This is a genomic window from Bacillus sp. LR_5 (assembly GCF_042709275.1).
Window position 1 is genome coordinate 22,750 of record NZ_JAVAXX010000013.1, and the last position, 24,061, is coordinate 46,810.

Consider the following 24,061-nt stretch of genomic DNA (forward strand, 5'->3'; position numbering starts at 1 on the left):
ACCTTATTTTCGCTCAGATTTTGTGCGACTCGTATATGGCAGTTGTTCATGAGGTACAAGCTCACCAAAATGCCGTTCTTCAATACTTTGTATGATAGACCGAATCGTATTCACGTTCTCTTCAATATATTGAGGATCAAATATTGTAACGTGGTCTCCCTTTAATTCATATTCCTGGTAATTGTGAGCGGTTGAGTGCGTCCAACCTCTTTCGGTCATATCGTCGCATAACAAGTGATGAATGTTGGCATTGACGGTGCCGGAATTGATCAGTTGATTATGATATGCAAGATAGCCTCTAATTTTTTCTTTTATTGAAGGAATGGTTAATATCTCTCTATAATAAATCGGAATAATATCCAGATTTAGATGGACGATCTCTTCTACTTCCTTTTCAGATAAATGAGTCAACGAAGTGGTGATTTGAGAGTCCAGCATAATCACATCAGATACGGTGCGTCCTCGCTGCTCCAAGGCTTTGGCCACTTCAAAAGCCAAATTCGATCCTGAAGAATATCCAAGCAAAACAAATGGTCCCTGTTCTTGAATGTCTATCATGCTTTCTGCATACCGGTCAATTATCGGTTTCTCATAGGATGGGTCTTCTGTAAAATCAGCGGCATAGACAACGCAGTCGCCATCAAGCCTGTTCGCCATTTCATTATAAACCAACCCATACCCAATTAATGGAGGGAAACAGAACACAGCGATCGAACCGTTTTGATTCAACTTGACGAATACGTTTTCCGTCTTGGACGGTAAAGCCGCGGCTTGAATAGCCCGTGCCATTGTTTCGATGGTAGAGGCTTCGTAAACGACGTGATAATGCAATTTGATTCCCATAACGGCTTTAATTTGATCAACTAATTGTAATACTTTGAGTGAATGGCCGCCAACGTCAAAGAAGTTATCTTTAATCCCCAGCTCAGAATGAGCCAAAACGTCTTTCCATATCTCAGCCAGCTGCTTTTCAATCAACGTTCGGGGAGCAGCATACTCGGTTCCGGCCAGCATATTTCCATCAGGAGCGGGCAAAGCTTTTCGATCGATTTTGCCATTGGCTGTTAAAGGCATTTCATCTACCCGTACAAAGTAGGCTGGAATCATATAAGCGGGCAGTTTGTCCTGCAATTGCTGCTTGAGCTGGAGCGTTTTTAATGATTCGTCTCCTGTCACATAAGCACACAACTGGTTGGAGCTCTCTTCTTCGACCGCGAGGACGACCGCTTCTTTAACAGATTCCACTTGCAATAAAGCCGCTTCGACCTCGCCGAGTTCAATACGGTAGCCTCGGACTTTCACCTGATGATCGATTCGTCCCAAATACTCCATATGTCCATCCGGCAACCAGCGGGCGGCATCGCCCGTTTTGTACATTTTCTCGCCTGCGGCAAACGGATGTTCAACAAATTTTTCGGCCGTTAAGTCAGGACGGTTCAAATATCCCCTGGCTACTCCGGCTCCGCTAATATACATTTCTCCGGGGACACCGATCGGCACCGGTTTCATACCCGAATCCAGCAGATAAATGTTCATATTGGCCGCAGGTGTACCAATTGGCACCGATTCCTGTCTGTCTTTCTTCGGATCGTAGAGATAAATCATACATCCGACTACAGTTTCCGTTGGCCCGTATTCGTTAAAGATTTCAATTTGATCTTGAAATTGTGCGCTGATGTTTTGTGCCAGCCGTGTACTTAAATTGTCGCCGCCGACAATCATTTTCCGGATCGTGCACTCAGGCGAGATGTTCATTTCTTTCAATAACTGCAAATGAGCCGGGGTCAGCTTGATAATATCAACCCTGGAATCCTCAACAATGGATGAAAGCAAAGTCGTCCTGTCTTTATCTCCGTAGACAATGATGGCATTTCCGCTGATGAGCGGTGTAAAAATAGATGTTACCGTTAAGTCGAAAGCAATGGATGAATATAGCGGAAAGGTCGTTTTCTCACCTTTTACATACATCCTGTCAGCCCACCAAATATAATTTGTTAAGCCTTGATGCTCGATTAATACCCCTTTAGGCTTTCCTGTAGAGCCCGATGTATAGATGACATACGCCAAATCTTTTATATTGCTTATCCGCTCAAGATTAGAGCGCTCTTCGTGATAAGAATTTTCATCATCCAATAGAACGATCGTGCCTTCAAGAGCCAATCGCTGCTGAAGATGGCTCTGTGTCAAGACAATTTCTGTTTTGGAGTCGTCTAATATATACTGTATGCGCTGCTCTGGATAATCCGGATCAATAGGCACGTAGGCGCCGCCGGCTTTTAATACGGCCAGAATTCCCACAACCAGTTCAATGCTGTGGTCGCTGACGATAGCTGCGGTTCGGTCCGGCCTCACTCCCTTGGCCCTTAAGGTTCGTGCCAATTGATTTGCTTGTTCATTTAATTGGCGGTAGGTCAGTTTCTGATCCTCAAAAACAATTGCGACCTGCTCAGGTGTTCGCGCCGCTTGTTCCTCAAACAATTGATAAATTGTTTTTTCCTTTGGATACTCGGTCGCTGTATCGTTACATTTTTCGATAAGGAGCGATCGCTCATCTGCCGAAAGGATATCGAGTTCTTGAACATGCATCGCCGTATCGTTTACCATTTGCTTGATGATTTCCATAAAATGCGCTTGTATCCGTTCAACAGTTGCTTGATCATAAACATTGGCATTGTATACAAAATGCATTTCCATATCTTCAGCCGGCATCACGATGAAATTAAAATCGTAATGAGTATGTTCTTCCAAATGGAAATCACTAATGTCTAAGACGTCGTGATCCCGCTTCATATGCTCCATTTGTTTCTCGACCGGGTAATTCTCAAATACCATAATATGATTGATCAACTGCTGCTTTTGTTCGGTTTGAGCCTGAATTTCATACAATGGAAATGTATCGTATGGTTGAGATGCCAGTGCATGCTCCTGGTTCATTTTCAATACTTGTGCAACTGTCATCTCTGGTTGAGCACAAACACGTATGGGAATGGTATTAATAAATAGGCCTACCATTGATTCAATACCCGGAATGTCTGCCGGCCGGCCGGATACGACAGTGCCGAAAACGACATCCTGAGTACCGTTATATCTTTGCAGCAACAAGCCCCATGCGGTTTGCATCCATGTATTAACGGTGACATGATGTTGGCTTGCGGCTCGTTTGATTTCCTCTGTGAGCTGCTTTCCGAGACGGCACGCAAGCTTTTGTTTTTGATATCCTCTGGCCTGATCGGAAAATGGTTCTTTCAACAAAACAGTTTGCCCTTCATAACCGTCCAAATAATCCCGCCAATAGACTGCAGCTTGCTCGTGATCTTGTTCATCCAGCCATTCGATATATCGTCTGTACGGCGTCACGGCGTCACGCTTCGGTTGCCTACGGTCAATAATCGCATAATAGGTTTCAAACACTTCTTTCGTAATCAGCGGCAAGCACCAGCCATCCATTAAAATATGATGAAAGCTCCAAATCAATCGCGCTTTGTCTTCATCGGTTCGCAGGATCGATACGCGCATTAAAGCATCGCGGGTAAGATTGAATCCCCGCTCCTTATCTTTTCTCGCAAAAGCAGCAATGAACTCGCTGCGTTGATCAACATTCATATTGCGAATATCTTCAACGACAGTTTCAATCGGCTTATGCCGGAACACAATTTGCAAGGGCTGTTCTTTCCATTCGGTATAAAATTGAGTTCGCAGAATGTCATATCTTTTGGCCAGCTGCGACAAACTCATCATAAAAGCCTCGATATCCAAGAGGCCCTTCAAATCAAAACCCGCTTGTTCAAAGTAAGCTCCAGAAGCCGAATCAATTAAACTATGGAACAACATTCCCTTCTGCATAGGGGTTAACGGATATATATTTTCAATTTCGCCAAGATGCTGTGCTTGTTGCACAAATTGATCTAGTTCGTCGATAGATATTTCTTTTAACGAAATATCGCTTGGTGTCAGCTGAACTTGATTCTGGGCCGTACAATGTTCGATGACTTGTCGCAAACTGCTTTTTAACAGATCGGCGCATGTTTCCATTGTTTCTTTATGATATTGTTTACCGCAGTAGCTGATTGCCAGTGACAATTGTCCGTTTGAAATCATGCCGTTAATATCAAGGGCATAGGTGATGGGATGCTTGTCGCTGGCTATTTTTCCGCTGGAGTAAGGTGATACTTCGATACCCCCTTTTTGTAAATCTTGATCAAATTGCCCCAGAAAATTAAAACTAATTTCCGGTTGTCCGGTAAATTCCCGAGCCTCTCGGTGATCGGATAAATACTTGATCAGGCCGTAACCTATTCCTTTTTGGGGAATCTTACGCAAATGTTCTTTCACGGTTTTAATCTGCTGCGAGATATCTTGGTCCGCCTTGATGGGAAGGAATACCGGGTATTGGCTCGTAAACCAGCCCACTGTACGTGAAATATCGAGGTCTGGAATAATAGACTCTCTGCCATGTCCTTCAAGATGAATGAGAATGTCTTCGTGTCCAGTCCAACGATGAATAGCAATTCCCAGCCCGGTCAGCAATAAATCGTTTATTTCAGTCGTATAAGCTCGATGAGCGTTTTTTAATAACCGCTCTGTTTCCTCTGCCGTCCATTGGACGATGATCGTTTCCCGGTCTTCGGCTAGGCCGATTTCCTGCTCGTTATCCTTTGGCAGTTTAGGTGCTGGAATATGTTCATGCTGGAACCAGTATTGATTTTTCATTTCAAACTCCGGACTTCCTGCATAACGTTTCAACTGTTCCGCCCATAACAGGTAGGAATCCGTTTTCTTTGGAAGCTGGATCGCTTCTCCGTTTTGCAGCTGCTCGTAAGCAGCCGCTATATCTTCGATTAATATTCTCCATGAAACGCCATCTATGACCAAATGATGGGCCACAATCAGCAAATGATCTCCATCATGACACTGAAACAATCCCAGTTTTATGAGCGGGCCTTCAGCTAATTGAATGGATTGCTGAATCTCATTGGATAATGTTTCAATCGCTTGGGCAACATTGTTGTCTTCGAGTAACGAGAACACTTCAAGACTGAATAGATCCCCTTCGTCGATCCCCCGATTTCGAGCTTCGTATCCATGTTTTGCAGGAACATAGACCATGCGCAAAGCATCATGATGCTCGACGATATTTCTCATGACTTCCCGAAGCATCGGTACATTCAATCCCTCTTTCCAATAAAGCATGACCGCTTGATTATAGTGGTGCAGATCGGGGTATTGCTGGTCAAAAAACCAATGTTGAATAGGCGTCAGCAAAGCCGGACCTTTGATTTCCCCTTGTTCTGCAACTCGGGTGACCGGTTCTACATAGGGAACAAGTTCAGAGATCGTTGGGTATTTAAACAAGTGTTTGATTTCAAACTTATACCCGGCTTGGTATAATCTTGAGGACACTTGAATCGACTTAATGGAGTCCCCCCCTAATTCGAAGAAATGATCCGAGACTCCGACCCGCTCTAAGCCTAATACTGACTCCCACGTTGCGGCTAGTATTTTTTCCAGTTCTGTCCGCGGAGCTGTATAGTTCATACCTGTGAGATTCTCTCTCGGAGAAGGCAGTGCCCGGCGATCTATTTTTCCATTCAAAGTTAGCGGCATCGCTTTCAGCTGAATGAAATAAGCAGGTATCATATAGGAAGGCAGCTGTCTGGATAGATGTTCCCGAAGCTCGCCTGCCGTTAAAGTATCGTTTGCGGTGTAATAGGCGCACAGGGATGTTTCCCCGTTGATTTCTTGTGCTAGAACGATGGATTCCTGAATTGACGGGATATGGAATAAAGCGGCCTCGACTTCGCCAGTTTCAATCCGATAACCCCGAATTTTCACCTGGTGGTCGATTCGGCCCAAATACTCAATATTTCCATCCGGCAGCCACCTTGCTAAATCTCCCGTCCGGTACATCCGCTCTCCCGCTGAAAACGGGTTATCTACAAATTTCTCCGCCGTCAGCTCTGGGCGGTTCAAATAGCCCCTCGCAAGTCCATCTCCCGCTATGCACAGTTCTCCTGCCACACCAACTGGCTGCATATGTCCGGCCTGTAATATATACAATTGAATGTTTGAAATCGGCTTGCCTATAGGAACCGAGGTATACCTTTTGTCCGCCTTGCATTCAAAGTACGATACATCGATCGTTGCCTCAGTCGGTCCGTACAGGTTGATGATTTGAGCATGGCTCACCGGTGCTATAGTGCGCTGAAACCCGTCCACATGTTTGGGCGTTAAGGCTTCGCCGCTTGCAAACACATATCTTAATGACGCCAGCTTTCGCTTTAGCTTTTCGCCGGGCTTCTGTTCCATTGATTCCAGAAAAGCATGCAGCATCGCTGGTACAAAATGCAATGTGGTGACACCTTTTTGTGCAATTGTATCCAATATCAACTCAGGGTTCTTTTCTCCTCCGTTTGGCAACAATACCACTTTAGAGCCTACGATTGACCACCAGAACAGTTCCCATACCGATACATCAAAAGTGATCGCGGTTTTTTGCAGAATTGCATCCCGTTTATCCAGCGGGTAATTTTCCTGCATCCACACCAGTCGATTAATCACTGAGCGGTGCTCCACCATAACCCCTTTCGGCTTACCTGTTGATCCTGATGTATAGATGACATATGCCAACTGATTCGGGCCGGAAGTCGATTCCAAGTTTGAACCGTCTTCGCTGAAGGTTTGCGGATCTTCCATATCCAGCACTTTCCCCGTAAAAGGCACTTTCTCCCGCAAATGACTTTGCACTAATAGCAACTTCGTATCTGAATCTTCCAATATGTATCGAATCCGTTCCTCAGGATAGCTCGGATCAATCGGCACATACGCACCACCAGCTTTCAAAATCCCAAAGAGCCCTACGATCATTTCCAGGGAGCGTTCGGCCATAATCCCAACCGGCTGATCCGGATGCACACCTTCGGATTGCAGCGTTCGAGCGATCCGATTCGCCTTTTCATTAAGTTCCTTGTACGTCAGCTGGCTTTCCTCGTACACGACAGCCACTTGATCCGGCGTACGATTCGCTTGTTCCTCAAACAATTGATGAATCGTTTTTTCTCGCGGATACTCGGCCGCCGTTTGATTATAGTCCTGAAATGTATTAATTTCCGTGTCAGTCAAAATATGAAGTTGGCTAATGGTGATGTCAGGTTGAAATAGTATGATTGAATAAAGGCGATTTAAATGTTCGATCACTTGCATCATATACTGATGATCATAAGCTTGTTCGTTGTAAGTTACTTTTAAATGAATAGCGTCATTCTTGATGTCAAATTGAAATAATGTATCTGAAGCAGCTGTCTCTTTAAAATGGGTGAGGTGAATTTGATCTAATGATACGATCGCAGGGATCATTGGCAAATGGTTGGAATTGTAGGTTAGATTTAATGGACCGACCATTTTATCAAAAGGAACATCCTGATTTAAGATGGCATCGTTCAGCGTATGTTTGAATTCATTAAATATGGATTTAAACGTACTGTTCTCATTTATGTTTTGTTTGAGCAACATGATTTGATCCAAACGAAGGTCTTCATCGGTTTCGTCTTCGAAGGTTGGGACACCTACAATAATACTCTCTTCCCCTGTATATTTGTGCAAAAGGCACTTGATACCAACCAGGAGAACCAAATAAACGGCCATTGGTGATTGATTCGCCATCGTCATGATGCGCAGGGATACATCGGATCGCAATGAAGTATGAATACTGTTAGAGGTGTTTAAAGCATCGTGCTCTAATGCTGATGAGTCCGACATGTGAAACGAAGGGAATGCAATGGGACGATCTTCCGCGTCGAACATGTTGCTCCAGAACAGTTCCTGTTGTTTAAATTCTGACATTTAAATCCCTCCAGTAAATTTAAATTCTTGCTTCGAAGGCGGCTGACGGCTGTCCCCGCATGATCAACATGATGGAGACAGCTGCTACCGACTGTTTTTAGAAATCTAATTCGATTACGCTTGCAAAGTGTTCCTTTTTGTTTACTTTCTCGCTTAATTGGATCTCTTTTAATGGAATTGATGAGTTTTGTATAACTGCTGATAGGATCATCACGTAATCCTGTGCCAGCGTAGCAATGGTTCTCTTTTTAAATAGCTTCGTACAGTAGTCAAAGCTGCCTTGAATCTCGTGCTGGTTCATCTCGAAGGTCAGCTGCAAATCAAATTTTGCCACTGTATGTGTTTCTTCATAAGGTCTGACGGCAAGAGAATCTATTTCAATATCCGTTTGCTCTGTATTTTGCAGAACAAACATCGTATCGAATAGCGGATTACGGCTTAAATCTCGTTGCACTCCCAGCTTCTCAACCAATTCTTCAAAAGGATACTCTTGATTTTCATAAGCTTTTAGCATTGTTTCTTTGGTTTCTGTTACATAATCTATAAGGTTCTTTTCTCCAGCCGGAGCCGTGCGAATGGCTAATGTATTCACAAACATCCCGATGATATGTTGTAAATCTTCATGCACTCTTCCCGCAACAGGTGTACCAACAACGATATCTTCTTGACCGCTATATTTGGCCAGCAGTATGGTATAGGCTGCGAACAAGATCATATACGTAGTCGATCCCGTCAATTCTTCCAGCTGTTTAACACCTTGGACAACAGACTCGTCGAGAACAAAGTTGTATCGTTTCCCATCAAAGCTTCGAACTTGCGGTCTGGCAAAATCTTTCGGCAACTCAAATGACGGAAGCGCCTCGTGAAATACATCCAGCCAATAGTCTTCCTGCTTCTTCATCCGTTCTTTCTGCGCTGCTTGTTGCTGCCATGCAGTGAAGTCTTTGTATTGAATCCGGAGCGGTGCTAATTCTTTACCGTCATACAATTGAATCAGTTCTTCGACAAAAATGTTCATAGAAGCGCCGTCCGTAACGATATGATGCATGTCAAACATGAAAATATGCTTTTCTTGTTCCAATTCAATAAGTCCAACACGAAGCAATGGGGCCTTGCTTAGATCGAATGTACGTACGAAGGTGCGGAACAGCTCCTCGACCTCCTCAGTCGTTGCCTTGTACCTTTCGATAGTGAACTCCACCTCCGGCTTGACCATCTGCATCGGTTCTCCACGGATCATTTCAAATCCGGTTCGCAGCGATTCATGGCGCTGAATCAGTCTATGGAACGCAGTTTGTAAACGATCCATGTCGATCCTTCCCTCCAGCGTCAAAATCCCCGGCATGTTGTAACTTAGTTCTCCGCCTTCAATTTGTGTGGATAGGTAAACCATCTTTTGTACGGAAGATACAGGATAAACATCCTTCACTTCTACAGCAGGGATATAATCCGGTCCGCAGGTTTCCGAGTTTGCGATGACTTTTGCTATTTCCTCAATGGTCGGCCCTTGAAACACTTCTCTTAACGAAATCGTTTTGTTGAGTTGCTTATGGATTTTGCCAACGAGCGTCATCCCTCTTAACGAATGCCCGCCCAGATCGAAAAAGTTATCTTTCACGCCTACTTGTTCTACCTTCAATACTTCTTTCCAGATGAGAACTAACTGTTCTTCCAGTCTCGTTCTTGGAGCAACATAGTCAATCCCGGTTTGCATGCCTGCTACGGGCAGCGGCAATGCACTGCGATTCACCTTTCCATTTGATGTTAACGGCATTTGCTCCAGCTGCATCAGGTATGAAGGTATCATGTAGCCAGGTATTTGCTGAGCAAGCTTTTCTTTGAGTTGACTGATTGGCAGTGCTTGCTCCGCTACAAAATAGGCATACAAATCGCTTTGCCCTTCTGCGTTTTCTCTGGCCAGAACAACTGCTTCCTGTACATGCTCAATGTTGAGAAGAGCTGCCTCGACCTCGTTTAGTTCGATACGGTAACCACGAATTTTGACTTGATGGTCCATTCTTCCCACATATTCAATGTTGCCATCAGGAAGGTAGCGGGCAAGATCACCAGTTTTATACATCCGTTTATTTGCCTCATAGGGATGCGGAACAAATTTTTCGCGTGTTAAGGATTCCCGGTTATGATAACCTCTTGCCAAACTGACCCCCGCAATACAAAGCTCACCAACGATACCAATAGGCTGTAGCGTCCCGGCTTCATTCAGGATTAAAATGTCTGTATTCGAAATCGGTTTACCGATTGGCGGCATCTCCTGATGAATTACCGGATCGATGGTACACATGGTCACGACATGCGTTTCTGATGGACCGTAATGATTATGCAGCGTAACTTGGTGACGCATCAGCATTTCACGTAGCGTATTCGTCATAATAAGCTGCTCTCCCGCTGTGATAATATGATCCACACATTCGGCAAACGGTTCAAAATATTGTTTCTCCGATGCAAGGAGCTTGAGGAACGCAGTCGGGAGAAATGCCGTTTGTATCCTGTGTGTCTTGACAAATTCGTTGAGCTCACGAATCTCCCGTTTTGCCTCGTTGTCGATAATATAGAGTGTCCCTCCGCTTAAGAGCGTGGAGAAAATCTCTTGATAGCAAACATCGAAACTCATTGCGGCAAATTGCAGCACTCTGTTAAAGCGCAGCTGTGTATATTCCCGCTCATAAGCGAGTAAATTCAACATGGTTTTATGCTCTAATTGAACCCCTTTAGGTTTTCCGGTAGTACCTGATGTGTAAATGACATAGAATAAATGATTTTCCGCATAGGAAAGGTTAAGATTGCTTGCATCACCCTGATATACCAATGGATCGTCAAGCAGAACTACAGATCCTTCGAAGGAAGGAGGAACGGTATGCCCTACACAAGTCACAAGTACATCGGCGCCGCTGTCTTCCATTAAATAAGCACGCCGTTCATCAGGGAGTTCCGGGTCTATAGGAAGAAATGCCCCACCGGCCTTTAATATCGCTAATATTCCGATCATCATATTTGCCGAGCGCTCCGTGAGAATGGCAACCACCCGATCGGCACCTACGCCTTGATTCCGAAGCACACGCGCCAGTTGGTTGGAGCGTTCATTCAACTGACGATAGGTAAAGGTTTGATTTTCAAACAAAATGGCGACACGATCAGGAGTATCCTCAGCCTGCTGCTCGAATTGTTGATGTATTGTTGTTGGCATACGTTCATCGATTACTGCAGTATCATTAAAAAGATTCCAAATTTCATTCTTTTCTCGCGGTCTCATCATCTCCAAAGAAGCGAGCCTTGCCTCAGGATGTTCGATGATCGCATCGATCAGCTGCACAAAATGCCGCATCATGCGTACTACCGTTTCCGGTTTGAACAGTGTCGTCAGGTATTCCATTGTGCAATGAATGTGTGTCTCTTCTTCTACAGCCGTTAAGGTTAAATCAAATTTAGCCATCGTATGCTTGCTAGGATAAGGTTTAAACGTCAAACCATCCATCCCTAATTGTTCTTGCTCTGTGTTTTGCAACACAAACATCGTGTCGAACAATGGATTACGGCTTAAATCCCTGGCGATGTTCAGCTGGTCGACGAGCGCTTCAAACGGATAATCTTGATGCTCATAAGCTTTTAATGCATTTTCCTTCACTTCAGCGAGGTACTGAGAGAATGTCTTCTCTTTGGCAGGATAATTTCGCATCGCCAGTGTGTTGACGAACATCCCGATGATGGAATCCAAATCCGCATGCGGTCTTCCTGCTATGGGACTCCCCACAACAATGTCTTCCTGGCCGCTGTATTTGGAGAGCAATAAGGTGTAGGACGCCAGCAGCACCATATATAAAGTGGATTCGGTTTTGAGTGCCAGTTGTTTTAATCCCTCGCTTCTTTTCTCATCAATCGTAAAGTGCAGCGTCGCCCCGGTAAAATCCCGTGTGGAAGGCCGTATATAATCGGTTGGCAAATGAAGGACAGGGATATCGCCACTGTACAGCTCCAACCAATAGTCTTCTTGCTTTTGGATTTGTTCTAATCGCGCTTCTCCGGTTTGCCATACTGAGTAGTCTTTGTATTGGATTCGCAGGGGCGGTAATTCCGCTCCTTGGTATGCTCTTACAAATTCTTTGATCAGTACATTCATGGATGTTCCGTCCGAGATAATATGATGCATATCAAACATCAGTATTGCCTGATTGGGTTGAAGCTCAATCAGCCCGACACGAAGCAGCGGAGGCTCCTCCAGTTGAAATGCACGAACAAATTGACTGATACAATGATCGATTTCATCTTCCTTGGCATAATACGACTCTACTGCAAATTCAACGTGATCCAAGACGTACTGAACAGGTTCTCCGTCCACCATTTTGAAGCCGGTGCGTAAAGATTCATGGCGATGAATCAATTTGGCAAAGGCCTGCTGCAGCTTATCCCGATCCAGCTCACCTTTGACAGTCATCAGGCCCAGCATGTTGTAACTCAGCTCTCCGCCTTCCAAATGGTTGAGAATATAAAGTCTTTTTTGTGCAGAAGAAACTGGGTAATAAGGCCTCTTTTCAATTAGAGGAATAGAAGCATACCCGGTTTCCTCCATCGTCATGATTGCCTGTGCGAGCTGTTCAATTGTTGGGAACTGGAATATGTTTCGCAATGGAATTTGAACATGCAATTGCTTTTGAATTTTTGAAATGAGCGTCGTCGCTCGCAGGGAGTGTCCACCGATATCAAAAAAGTTATCTCGAATCCCCACCTGTTCTAAACCGAGAACATCCTGCCAAATCCTTGCGAGCTTCATTTCTGTTGAATTTCGAGGCGGCACATATTCCGAGCCCCCATATCGCTTTCCATCCGGTTCTGGTAATAAGTTGCGATTCAGCTTTCCGTTTGGCGTTAATGGCATTTGATCCATTTGCACAAAATAAGCCGGAATCATATATCCTGGTAAATGCTGGGTGAGGCAATCCCGAAGCTGACTCGTCGGGAATGGCTTGTTCGCTACATAGTACCCGCATATATAATGCTCGCCATCTGCATCTTCAAGGACAGAAGCGACGGCTTCTTGAATCTCAGGAATGTTCAACATTATCGATTCAATTTCACCGAGTTCAATCCTAAAACCATGAATTTTCACCTGATGATCGACGCGCCCAATAAATTCTATATTGCCGTCCGGCAAAAGACGGGCCAGATCTCCGGTTCTATACATTCGACCCGAAGGAACAAACGGATCGTTAACGAATTTTTCATTCGTTAATTCCGGCAAGTTCAAATATCCGCGCCCCACGCTATCCCCAGCAATGTACAACTCGCCTTGAACGCCCACTGGCTGTAATCGCTGCTGCGAATCGAGAATGTACATGCGATTGTTGCCCAGCGGCTTGCCTATAGGGACATGAACTTGACTGCGAGTCCAAGCGTCCGCAGAAACTTTGATGTTGAACAAGGAAGCATCGACACAAGTTTCGGTTGGTCCATATACATTTGTGATGGCAGGTACTGCGCTATCAGCGCCAAATAAGTGCATGAACTTGGTTACCGTCGTTTTCGGAAGTGCCTCTCCTCCGATTAACAGATGACGAAGCGGTACTCCTTCCCTATCATCTGCAGCTACCAGCAGCTTCAAATGGGCGGGCGTCCCGTCGGTTACGTCAATGTGATGCTGTCGATAGTATTGGCATAAGGCCTCGCCATCAGACACAGCCTCTTTGGGAACGATAAACAAGGTATGTCCTAACAACAAGGAAGCATACATTTGCTGGACCGAAGCATCAAAATAATATGGAGCGAGCATGGCCACATGCAAAACCCCATCATAAGCGGAGTAAACCTCATTACGCAGTCCTTCGATGAGATGAATCACCTGGCGATGTTCAATCAACGTGCCTTTCGGCGTACCTGTCGTGCCAGAAGTGTAAATGCAATAGGCCAGTTGATCGAACTGGCATGGCACCGCCAGATTGATATCTGTTTCATGGTAGGCTTGTTCCTCTTTCATATTGATACATGTTCCGGAAAAGTTGAGTTTTTCAGGCAGTTCGCCGTGTGTAAGCAATACGTTAATGCCTGAGTCCCTTGCGATATAATGAATTCGTTCTACAGGAGAATCAGGGTCTATTGGCAAATACGCCCCGCCCGCTTTTAAAATCCCGAAGATCCCTACAATCATCTCCAGAGAACGTTCAGCCATAATGCCGACGAGTTGACCCGCTTGTATTCCTTCGACTCGCAAGGCTTGCGCAAGCTGATTGGCTCGTTTGTTCAGTTCGCCATAGGTTAACGATTCTCCCTCGAATACAACTGCTGCACGATTTGGCGTACGGAGCGCTTGTTCCTCGAATCGCTCATGAATTGTTTGTTCGCGTGAGTAGCGCATTTCTCTAGTCTGAAAACGGCTGAGCAGCTGTTCCTTCTCTTGCTGAGTCAAAAGCTCCAATTCTTCTATTTTGATGTTTGGGTGCTCTAATACCTGATGCATTAGCTGTTCAAAATGCCCGCTAATCCGCTTCACTTCTGATTGTTCATATACGTTTTGGTTATAGCCAAAATGAACGTTCAGTTGTTCGCCAGGAATGACAACCATATTAAAATCGTAATGTGAATGCTCTTCCATATGAAAATTCATAATGTTTAGCTCTGCAGCATCATGGCCTTGCTCCACCTGTTGTCCTATCGGATAGTTTTCAAAGATCAGAATATGATCAATTAAGTTTTGCTTTTGCTCCGTTTGTGCCTGAATTTCATATAACGGATAGGTATCGTATGCTTGCGAAGCCAGTGCCTTGTCTTGAACCATTTTCATCGCTTCAACGAAAGAGCTGCCCTTATCACAGCAGATTCGAACTGGAATTGTATTAATGAACAGACCGATCATTTGTTCCACTTCAGAGATTTCTGCCGGCCTTCCCGACACGACACTGCCAAAGACAACGTCTTCGGTCCCACTATATTTCTGTAATAAAATTCCCCAAAGTGTTTGAATCAACGTATTTACCGTGACATGATGCTGGTTTGCGATCCGCTGCAATTGTCTTGTTTGTTTTTGATCGAATCGGCTGATCTCATTGGCATAAGCATACGCTTTTCGTTCATGCTGCGGTCTTTTGTGAAGAATACGGTTTTCACCTTTGTAGTCTTCAAGATACTTACTCCAGTACCGTTTGGCCGCATTTTGATCCTGCTGATCAAGCCATTCGATATATTTACTGTAAGGATCAGTATACGCAAGGTCTGTTTCCCTGCCCTCTTGCAAACCGATATAGTGTTCAAATACTTCCTTCGTAATAAGAGGCAGGCACCAGCCGTCCATAACAATATGATGGAAACTCCAAATCAAATGATACTTGCGCTCTTCGATACGGAAAATCGCGATGCGCATCAATGGATCCCTAGCCAAGTCAAATCCTTTCGCTTTATCCTCACTTTGGTAGGATGCGATTTTATCCTTACACCGGTTCTCATCTATGTCACGTAAATCTGTAAAATGAACTTTCATTCTTTGTGTCTTATAGACAATTTGTAAGGGGATATCATTCCAGCCGCTATAAAAACGGGTTCGCAGCACGGCATACTTAGCAAATAAATGATCCAAGCTTGCTTCAAACCTGTCGATCTTTAATTCTCCCTGTAAATCAAATGATGCTTGTTCGAAATAAGAATTTGAATCCTCATCCAGCAAGCTGTGAAACAGCATCCCCTTCTGCATCGGAGTTAACGGATACACATTCTCGATCTCGCCTGAATTCGGCAGTTGGATCAAAAGCTGGTCTAATTCGTCAATGGTCATGCCTTTTAACAAAATATCGCTTGGCGTCAGTTCCGTTTGTTCTTTATGAACACAATGCTCAATGACTGTTCGAAGGTTGTTTTGAATAACTGCCGATAACTGGTCGATCGTTTCTTTTGCGTATTGTTTGGTGCTGTAGCTAATCGTCACCATCAATCGATCATTGACAATCATCCCGTTCATATTCAATACGTATGGTCTGATTTGATTTCCGCTCGAGTCTGAACCGCAGGAGTAGGAAGATAATTGAACCGCATGATTTTGAAAATCTTGATCAAACTGCCCCAGGTAATTAAAACTGATCTCTGGAGTCATTTTCGCTGGGAGTGGCGCTGTTGATCCGCTTAAATACCTTAGTACTCCATAGCCGATCCCTTTATGCGGGATTTGGCGCAGCTCTTCTTTGGCCGTCTTGATGTAATAAGATATTTCTTTGCCTGGTTCTATGTGAAGCACAACCGGAAACAGACTTGTAAACCAGCCCACCGTGCGAGAGATATCCATATCCGGGATCACTTCTTCTCTTCCGTGTCCTTCTAAATGAAATGCAATCTGTTCAAGTCCTGACCAATGTGATATGGAAAGTCCTAAGGAGCTTAACAGAAGATCGTTTATTTCAGTGTTATAAGCGCGATTCGCTTGTTTTAATAATTGCTCCGTCTCTTCTTTGGTCCATTCCACAGTTACTGTTTCACTGTCTTTTGAATACGTATGCGATTCCTGAAAATCTTTAGGCAACGGTTTCACATCGGTTTGTTCTATCCGTGCCCAATACTCTTGTTCTTGCTTTATGGCATCACTTTGCGCATATGCCGAGAGCTTTTCGGCCCATAGCCGGAAAGAGTCTGTTTTGTACGGCAATTGAATGTCTTGCCCGTTCTCGGCTTGCTTGTAGCTGCTAACGATATCCTCCATTAAAATGCGCCAGGAAATCCCATCTACAATTAAATGATGGATTGCAATGAGCAAATGATCCCCATCCGCACATTGAAACAATCCTGCTTTCATCAATGGCCCATCGCTTAACTGCATGCTGCTCTGTATCTGGTTAGCCTTGGCTTCAATGGCCGGACCTGGGTCGGCTTCTGCTTTTAGATTGATGACGTCAAGATGATATAGCTCGCTTTGAGCGATCTCTGCATTCCAGGCCTTGTATCCGTGTTCTGTCGCATGGAACGTCATGCGGAGCGCATCGTGATGCTCTCCAAGCTTTTGCAGCGTTTGGCGAAGCGGCGATTCCTGAAAGCCTTGCGGCGCATACAGCATGACAGCTTGATTATAATAATGCGGATCTGTCGTTGTTTGCTCAAAGAACCAATGCTGGATTGGAGTCAGGCTTACCTTTCCTTTGACTTCATCTTGATCGGGAATGCGCACGTTCTGCTCGATATGCGGACTCAATTCTGCAATCGTCGCATATTGAAACAAGTGTTTGATTTCCATTTTGTATCCCAGTTGATTTAGTCTGGAAGACACTTGAATCGACTTAATGGAATCCCCGCCAAGATCAAAGAAATTATCCAGAATGCCAATCTTTTCAGCGCCTAATACTGACTCCCAAGTCGAAACTAATAGTTGTTCCACCTGAGTGCGAGGAGGCTTATATGCTACTCTGTCCTGCAGCTGTAAATCAGGGGCCGGCAGCTCTTTTCGGTTTATTTTTCCATTCGGCGTTAAAGGCATTTTCTCCAGTTCGGTAAAATAGGCTGGAATCATATAGCCAGGCAGGGATTGAGACAATTGCTCCCGGATCTGGGATACCGTTATGGATTGGCCGCTCACGTAATACCCACACAGCTGCTTCAATCCATGTGCATCTTCTCTGGCTATGACAACGGCTTCTTTGATCTCTTCTGCTTGAAGCATCGCTGTTTCAATCTCGCCTAATTCGATGCGATAGCCTCTGATTTTGACTTGCTCATCCATTCGTCCCAAGTATTCAATGTTCCCATCCGGGAGCCACTTCGCCAAATCCCCGGTCTTGTACATTCTGGCTCCGGTTACAAACGGGTTTTTAACAAATTTCTCAGCTGTTAATTCCGGCCGGTTCAAATATCCTCTGGAAACGCCGGCTCCACTTATATATATTTCTCCAGGTACGCCGATCGGCACCGGTTTCATATCCTCGTCCAACACATAAATGCTCATGTTGGCCGCTGCTGTTCCGATTGGCACCGATTCTCGCAAGTCTTTGACTGCATCGTAACGATAAAGCATGCATCCCACAACAGTTTCCGTCGGCCCATATTCATTGCATATTTCAATTTGGCCGTCGAATTGCTCATGAATGCTTTGGGCTAACTGAGTGCTGAGATTCTCTCCTCCTACGATCATTTTTCGGATCGCTGTCTTATTGGCGATATTCATTGCTTTCAATACGTGCAAATGAGCCGGGGTCAATTTAATGATATCCACCCTTTGGTCCTGCACAATCGATGAAAGCAAAGCAGTTTTGTCCTCTCCGTCATAGACAATAATCGTATTGCCTGTGACCAAAGGTGTAAAAATAGAAGTTACTGTTAAATCAAAAGAGATGGACGAGTATAATGGGAAATTGGTTTTCTCTCTCTTCACATAGACCTCTTTCGCCCACCAAATATAATTGCTCAATCCCCGGTGCTCGATTAATACGCCTTTAGGCTTGCCTGTGGAACCAGACGTGTAGATCACATAAGCCAAATGGTTCGCATTGCTGAGCGGTTCAAGGTTAGAGGCTTCTTCGTGATAGGCGCTTTCCTCATCCAATAAAATCACGACGCCTTCATAGGTAATCTGCTGTAGGATGTCACGCGGCATCAAGATGATTCCGGCTTTTGAATCTTCCAAAATGTACTGAATTCGGTCTTGCGGATATTCTGGATCTATTGGGACGTAGGCGCCCCCGGCTTTTAGAATGGCAAGTATCCCAGTCACCAATTCGATGCTGTTCCTGCTGATGATGGCCACAGGTTGGTCCGCTTGCACACCCCTAGCTCTCAATGTTCGTGCCAGCCGGTTTGCTCGCTCATTGAGCTGATGGTAAGTAATCTGCTTGTCCTCATCAATAACAGCAGCTTGATCTGGTGTTTGCTGCGACTGCGCTTCAAACCATTGATAAACCGTTGTCTGCGGATATGGCGCGGCTGTATCATTCAGGGTCTGAAGAAGCTGTCTTTTTTCGCCTTCCGTCAACAATTCCAATTGTTCCACCCGGATATCCGCATCAGCAACGACTTGATGCAAAATTTGCAAGAGGTGTCCGCGAACCCGCTCCATGCTTTCGCGATCATACACCTTAGCGTTATATTCAAAATTAATATTGATTACATCACCCGGTATAACAGTTAAATTTAAATGGTAGTTGGTTTGCTCTTCCATTTTAACGTTTGAAATTGCGATAGGCGATTCGTTATGTTGACCGATACTTTCCATGTACTGATCTACAGGGTAGTTTTCAAATATCATTAAATGTGTAATTAAATTTTGTTTTTGGGTCGTAAGAGCTTGTATATCGTACAACGGATACGTCTCATACTTTTGAGAGGCTACTGCCCTTTCCTGCGTCCGTTTCATGAGCTCAGCAAAAGTGGTTCCAGCTTCACATTGGATTCGCACAGGAATGGTGTTAATGAATAAGCCAATCATGGTTTCCACGTTTGGAATCGCCGAAGGCCTTCCGGATACAACACTTCCAAAAACAACGTCACGGCTTTGATTGTATTTCTGCAGCAAAATCCCCCACGCCGTTTGCAGCAGTGTGTTCAGTGTGACATGGTGCTTGCTGGCCGTTTGCTTCATTTTCAAAGTGAGATCGGTGTCGATGGCACATGACACTTTCTCCGGAAAATAATGCTCATCCTCTGCTTGGTGACTGTCCTTGAGAAGGACGGTTTGTTCTTCATACCCTTCCAAATATTGATCCCAATAACGCTTGGCCTCTTCTTCATCTTGACGATCAAGCCATTCAATATATTGACTATATGGTGTAATCGCTGATTGTTCGGGCTGCTTTTGCTGGAGCAAAGCAAAGTAATGATCAAATATTTCTTTCGTGATAAGCGGCAAGCACCATCCGTCCATCAAGATATGATGAAAACTCCATATAAAGCGATATGTCGTATCATCCGTGCGAAGGACAATTACGCGCATTAACACGTCTTTCGCTAAGTCGAACCCCCGAAGCTTATCTTCTTTGGCGTATGCACAAATCCGGTCATCTTGCTGCGCTTGATCCATCTCACGCAAATCGATGAATTGGAAACCAATCTTTTTCGTTTTACATATGATTTGCAGCGGCTGATCTTTCCCTTTGAGAAAGTTCGTGCGGAAAATTTCATATCGTTTTGTTAAATCATCCAAGCTTTTTGAAAATGAATCGATATCCAAATCTCCATGCAAATCAAACGTCGTTTGCTGAAAATAGGCGCCGGAACTTGAGTCAAACAAGCTGTGAAACAGCATGCCCTTTTGCATCGGCGTTAACGGATATATATTTTCCACTTCGCCTAATTCACGCGTTTGGTCCAAAAGCTCTTCCAATTCGTCTATTTTGATATCCTTTAACAAAACATCACTTGGCGTCAGTGACGTCTGCTGCTGGCTTACGCAATGCACAATGATTTCTTGCAGACTTTCTTTTATATTTCGGGCAAATTGCTCCATGGTCGATCTTTCATATTGCTTATGGCTATAGCTGAGTGTCAGCGATAATTTCCCCTCTGCAATCATGCCATTCAAATCAAGTACGGCCGTTCTCGGCTGGTTTTCATTCATCGATACACCTGTCGAATAAGGAGATACCTGTAAAGCATGCTGCTGCAGGTCTTGGTCAAACTGCCCTAAGTAATTAAACCGAATTTCGGGATGAAGCTGCAGGCTGTCAGCTTCCGCACGGCCGGATAAATATTGAATGACACTATAATTCATTCCTTTATTGGGAACCAGGCGCAGCCCTTCTTTCACAGTCTTAATGCGCTGCGACAGCTCTTTTCCTGCTTCCATCTTCAGTACGACAGGGTACTGGCTCGTAAACCATCCTACCGTGCGAGTGATATCCACATCTGGAATAACCGGTTCTCTTCCGTGACCCTCTAAGTTCACGACAACTTCCTCCATGCCTGTCCATCTGTGAACGGCCAGCCCTAGCGAAGTCAGCAAAAGATCATTAATTTCTGTGTTATAAGCGCGATTCGCTTGTTTTAATAATTGCTGTGTTTCTTCTCTTGTCCATTGAATCGTTACGTCATCGCTGTCTTTCAATAATGAATCTTCAACAGCGTTATCCTTAGGCAATGGTTCCAGCTCTAACCTTGTAAGCTCGTTCCAATAGGCAAGCTCTCGCTCCATATCGGTTTCCTGTGCATACTTGGACAATTGCTCCGCCCAGAATGGAAACGAGTCTGTTTTTTGCGGAAGCCGAACCATTTGCCCGCGCTCCGCCTGCTCATAGCCGCTTGCGAAATCCTCAAGTAAAATGCGCCAGGATACCCCGTCAATAACTAAGTGATGAATCGCAATAAGCAAATGATCTCCGTCTGCACATTTGAACAAACCAAGCTTCATCAAAGGTCCTTGGCTCAATTCCATACTGCTTTGAATCTGATTTGCTTTATTGGCAACAGCATGAGCCGGATCGGCATCCTCTTTACAATTCATCACTTCCAGCTCGTACAATTTACTTTCTTCTGTGCCCGCAATTCGAGCAGCATATCCGTTCGGCGATTCTTCAAAAACCATCCGCAATGCATCGTGATGCACAGCAATACTTTCTATCGCTCGGCGAAGCGGAGTCTCTTTAAATCCTTGCGCTGAATATAACATTACGGCCTGATTATAATGGTTCGCATGAGGCATATTTTGTTCAAAAAACCAATGCTGAATCGGGGTCAGGCTTGTCCTTCCCTTCACTTCTCCTTGATCCGCCATTCTGCTAACCGGCTCTACAAATGGGCTTAGCTCCGCAATGGTGGGATATTTAAACAAGTGTTTCATGTCAATCTTGTATCCGGATTGATACAATCTTGAAGAAACCTGAATTGATTTAATCGAATCTCCGCCAAAATCAAAGAAATTATCTAGAATTCCTATACGCTGAGTGCCTAGTACCTCCTGCCAAATGGACGCCAGCAGTTCTTCTATTGAGTTTTGCGGTGCTATGTATTCATTTTCCATCCGCGTTTTTTCATCAGCAACAGGTAAAGCTTTCAGATCGATTTTTCCATTAGAAGTGAGTGGTATTCGTTCTAAATGGATAAAGTAAGAAGGAATCATATAATCCGGCAGCTCTCGTGATAATATCTCTCTGAACTGCCCTGTACTCAAAGATGGTTCTCCAACATAATAGGCATACAATTGCTTGGTTCCGTCTTGACCCTCTCGCGCAACGACTGCCGTCTCACGAACCTCTTCCAGGTTGGATAGGGCCGCCTCCACCTCGCCAAGCTCGATACGGTAGCCGCGGATTTTCACTTGATGGTCGATTCGTCCCAAATATTCGATTCTTCCATCGGGCAGCCATCTAGCAAGATCCCCCGTTTTATACATCTTGCGGCCGGGGATAAGCAAATGGTCAACAAATTTTTCTTCAGTTAAATCAGGTTGATTAAGGTAGCCGCGGGCCACTCCAGATCCTCCGACATACAGTTCTCCGGGTACGCCTATCGGCTGGATTTGGCGGTGTGCTCCTAAAATATAGGCTTGGTGATTGGCCACCGGCTTGCCAATTGTGATCTGTTCATCAGCAGAATAAACAGGTTGAAACGTAGAAACCACGCTATTTTCCGTAGGGCCGTATTCATTATTGATGCGAATCTGAGGCTGCAGAGAAAACAGCCGCTCTACCGTGTCGGGTTCAAGTTTCTCTCCGCCTACAACGACATGTTGAACATGAAAGAAGTCCTCTGCGCTCATCTGTTCGGTCATTGCTTGTAACAGCCGGGGAGAAGTCGAGAAATGGGTAATCCTCTCCTGCTTCAGAACGTTTTGTATTGCAAAAAGATCTTTGTTGTCTTCATTAGGCAAAAGATACAAAGCAGCGCCAGAGATTAGCGGACCGAAGAAATTTAAAATAAACGCATCGAAAACATAGGGATACAAAACAAGGACGCGATCCTCTGCAGAATGCTTAAAAAACGCCTTTTTCCACTGAAGCGAATTCACAATCCCGCCGTGTTCGACCATAACCCCTTTCGGCTTCCCTGTTGTGCCTGAGGTATAGATGACATAGGCCAAATGGCTGTGTTCTGCAATCGGCAATAACAGTGAGCAATCAGCATGGTAAGATGTTTCGTCATTCAGATCGATCATCGGGCCGTCAAAGACAAGGCTGTTTTTGAAATGCCGCTGAACAACAAGTACATCTGCATTCGCATCATTCAGCACATATTGAAGCCGCTCTTCCGGATATTCAGGGTCAAGAGGCACATAAGCGCCCCCTGCCTTCCAAATGGCCATGATGGACACGATCATTTCTAATGAACGCTCTGACATGATGGCGACCAATGTATCGGCTTGAACACCGTAGTTTCGCAACGTTCTTGCCAAACGATTAGATTTCTCATTCAATTCTCTGAATGTCATATGGTTGTTATCGAACTTAACAGCTACATAATCAGGCGTTCTTTCCGCCTGCTCTTCAAATAATTGACTTACAGTCTTGTTTCCAGGATAATCTGCGGCGGTGTCATTAAAGTCAAACAAAATTTCCTGTTTGACCGCTTCGGGTATGACTTGTGCTGTATGGATTGCAGCTTGGGGCTGGAACAAGATCACGGACAGCAGCTGATCGAGATGGGACACGATTTGGTCCATATAGTCCTCATCATAAAGATTTCCGTTATAAATAAGTTTCAAATGAATCTCGCTATTCTCCAAGTCAAAATGAAACAACGTATCAGTTGCAATGTCTTCCTTAAATTGCAAGGAATGAATTTCATTGAGCGAAACAACGGTATGAATTAACGGGATGTTCTCATTGTCGTATTGCACATTTACATGCTGGACGATTTTTCGAAAAGGCAGGTTTTGATTTTTTAGCGAATTATTAACCGCTTTTTTTAGTTGTTCGAACACAGTTTTAAATGTACTTTGGCAGCTAAGCGTATTTTTCAATAGGACAATGGTATTGACAGCTGAAGAGCTGCTTTTTTGCTTAGATACCGTTGGAATACCCAGAATCGTGCTCGCTCGATCCGTATATTTATACAACAAACATTCAATGCCTGCCAATAAAATCAAATAGGTTGCCATTTCGGAATGATTGGCCATTGTCAATATTCTTTGAGACACTTCTGGAGATAAGGAACGATAGATGCTTTTTTCGTGATAGCCAACACGGGTTAATGATGCGTTTTCCGCTGTTTTAAAATACGGGATTACACTAAGGCTATCCTCTTCATCAAACAGATTATCCCAGTACGTTACTTGATTTTTAAACACCGACATTGGAGCACCTCATTTTTTAGAGTATAA

At 44.5% G+C, this 24,061-nt stretch carries 2 protein-coding genes; both read right to left on the reverse strand.

What is annotated here, in order from left to right:
- Positions 1-3 precede the first annotated feature (3 nt).
- On the reverse strand, positions 4-7,839 hold the full coding sequence (locus tag RAC86_RS05080) for a non-ribosomal peptide synthetase (protein WP_072566355.1): 7,836 nt from the start codon (positions 7,837-7,839) through the stop codon (positions 4-6).
- A 97-nt stretch (positions 7,840-7,936) separates the two neighbouring features.
- Complete coding sequence (locus RAC86_RS05085; protein WP_072566356.1) at positions 7,937-24,034, reverse strand: non-ribosomal peptide synthetase; 16,098 nt, start codon at positions 24,032-24,034, stop codon at positions 7,937-7,939.
- Positions 24,035-24,061: the final 27 nt, after the last annotated feature.

Coding starts and splice junctions, on each gene's coding strand:
- RAC86_RS05080 (WP_072566355.1), bottom strand. CDS start 7,839: ATGTCAGAATTTAAACAACAGGAACTGTTCTGGAGCAACATGTTCGAC.
- RAC86_RS05085 (WP_072566356.1), bottom strand. CDS start 24,034: ATGTCGGTGTTTAAAAATCAAGTAACGTACTGGGATAATCTGTTTGAT.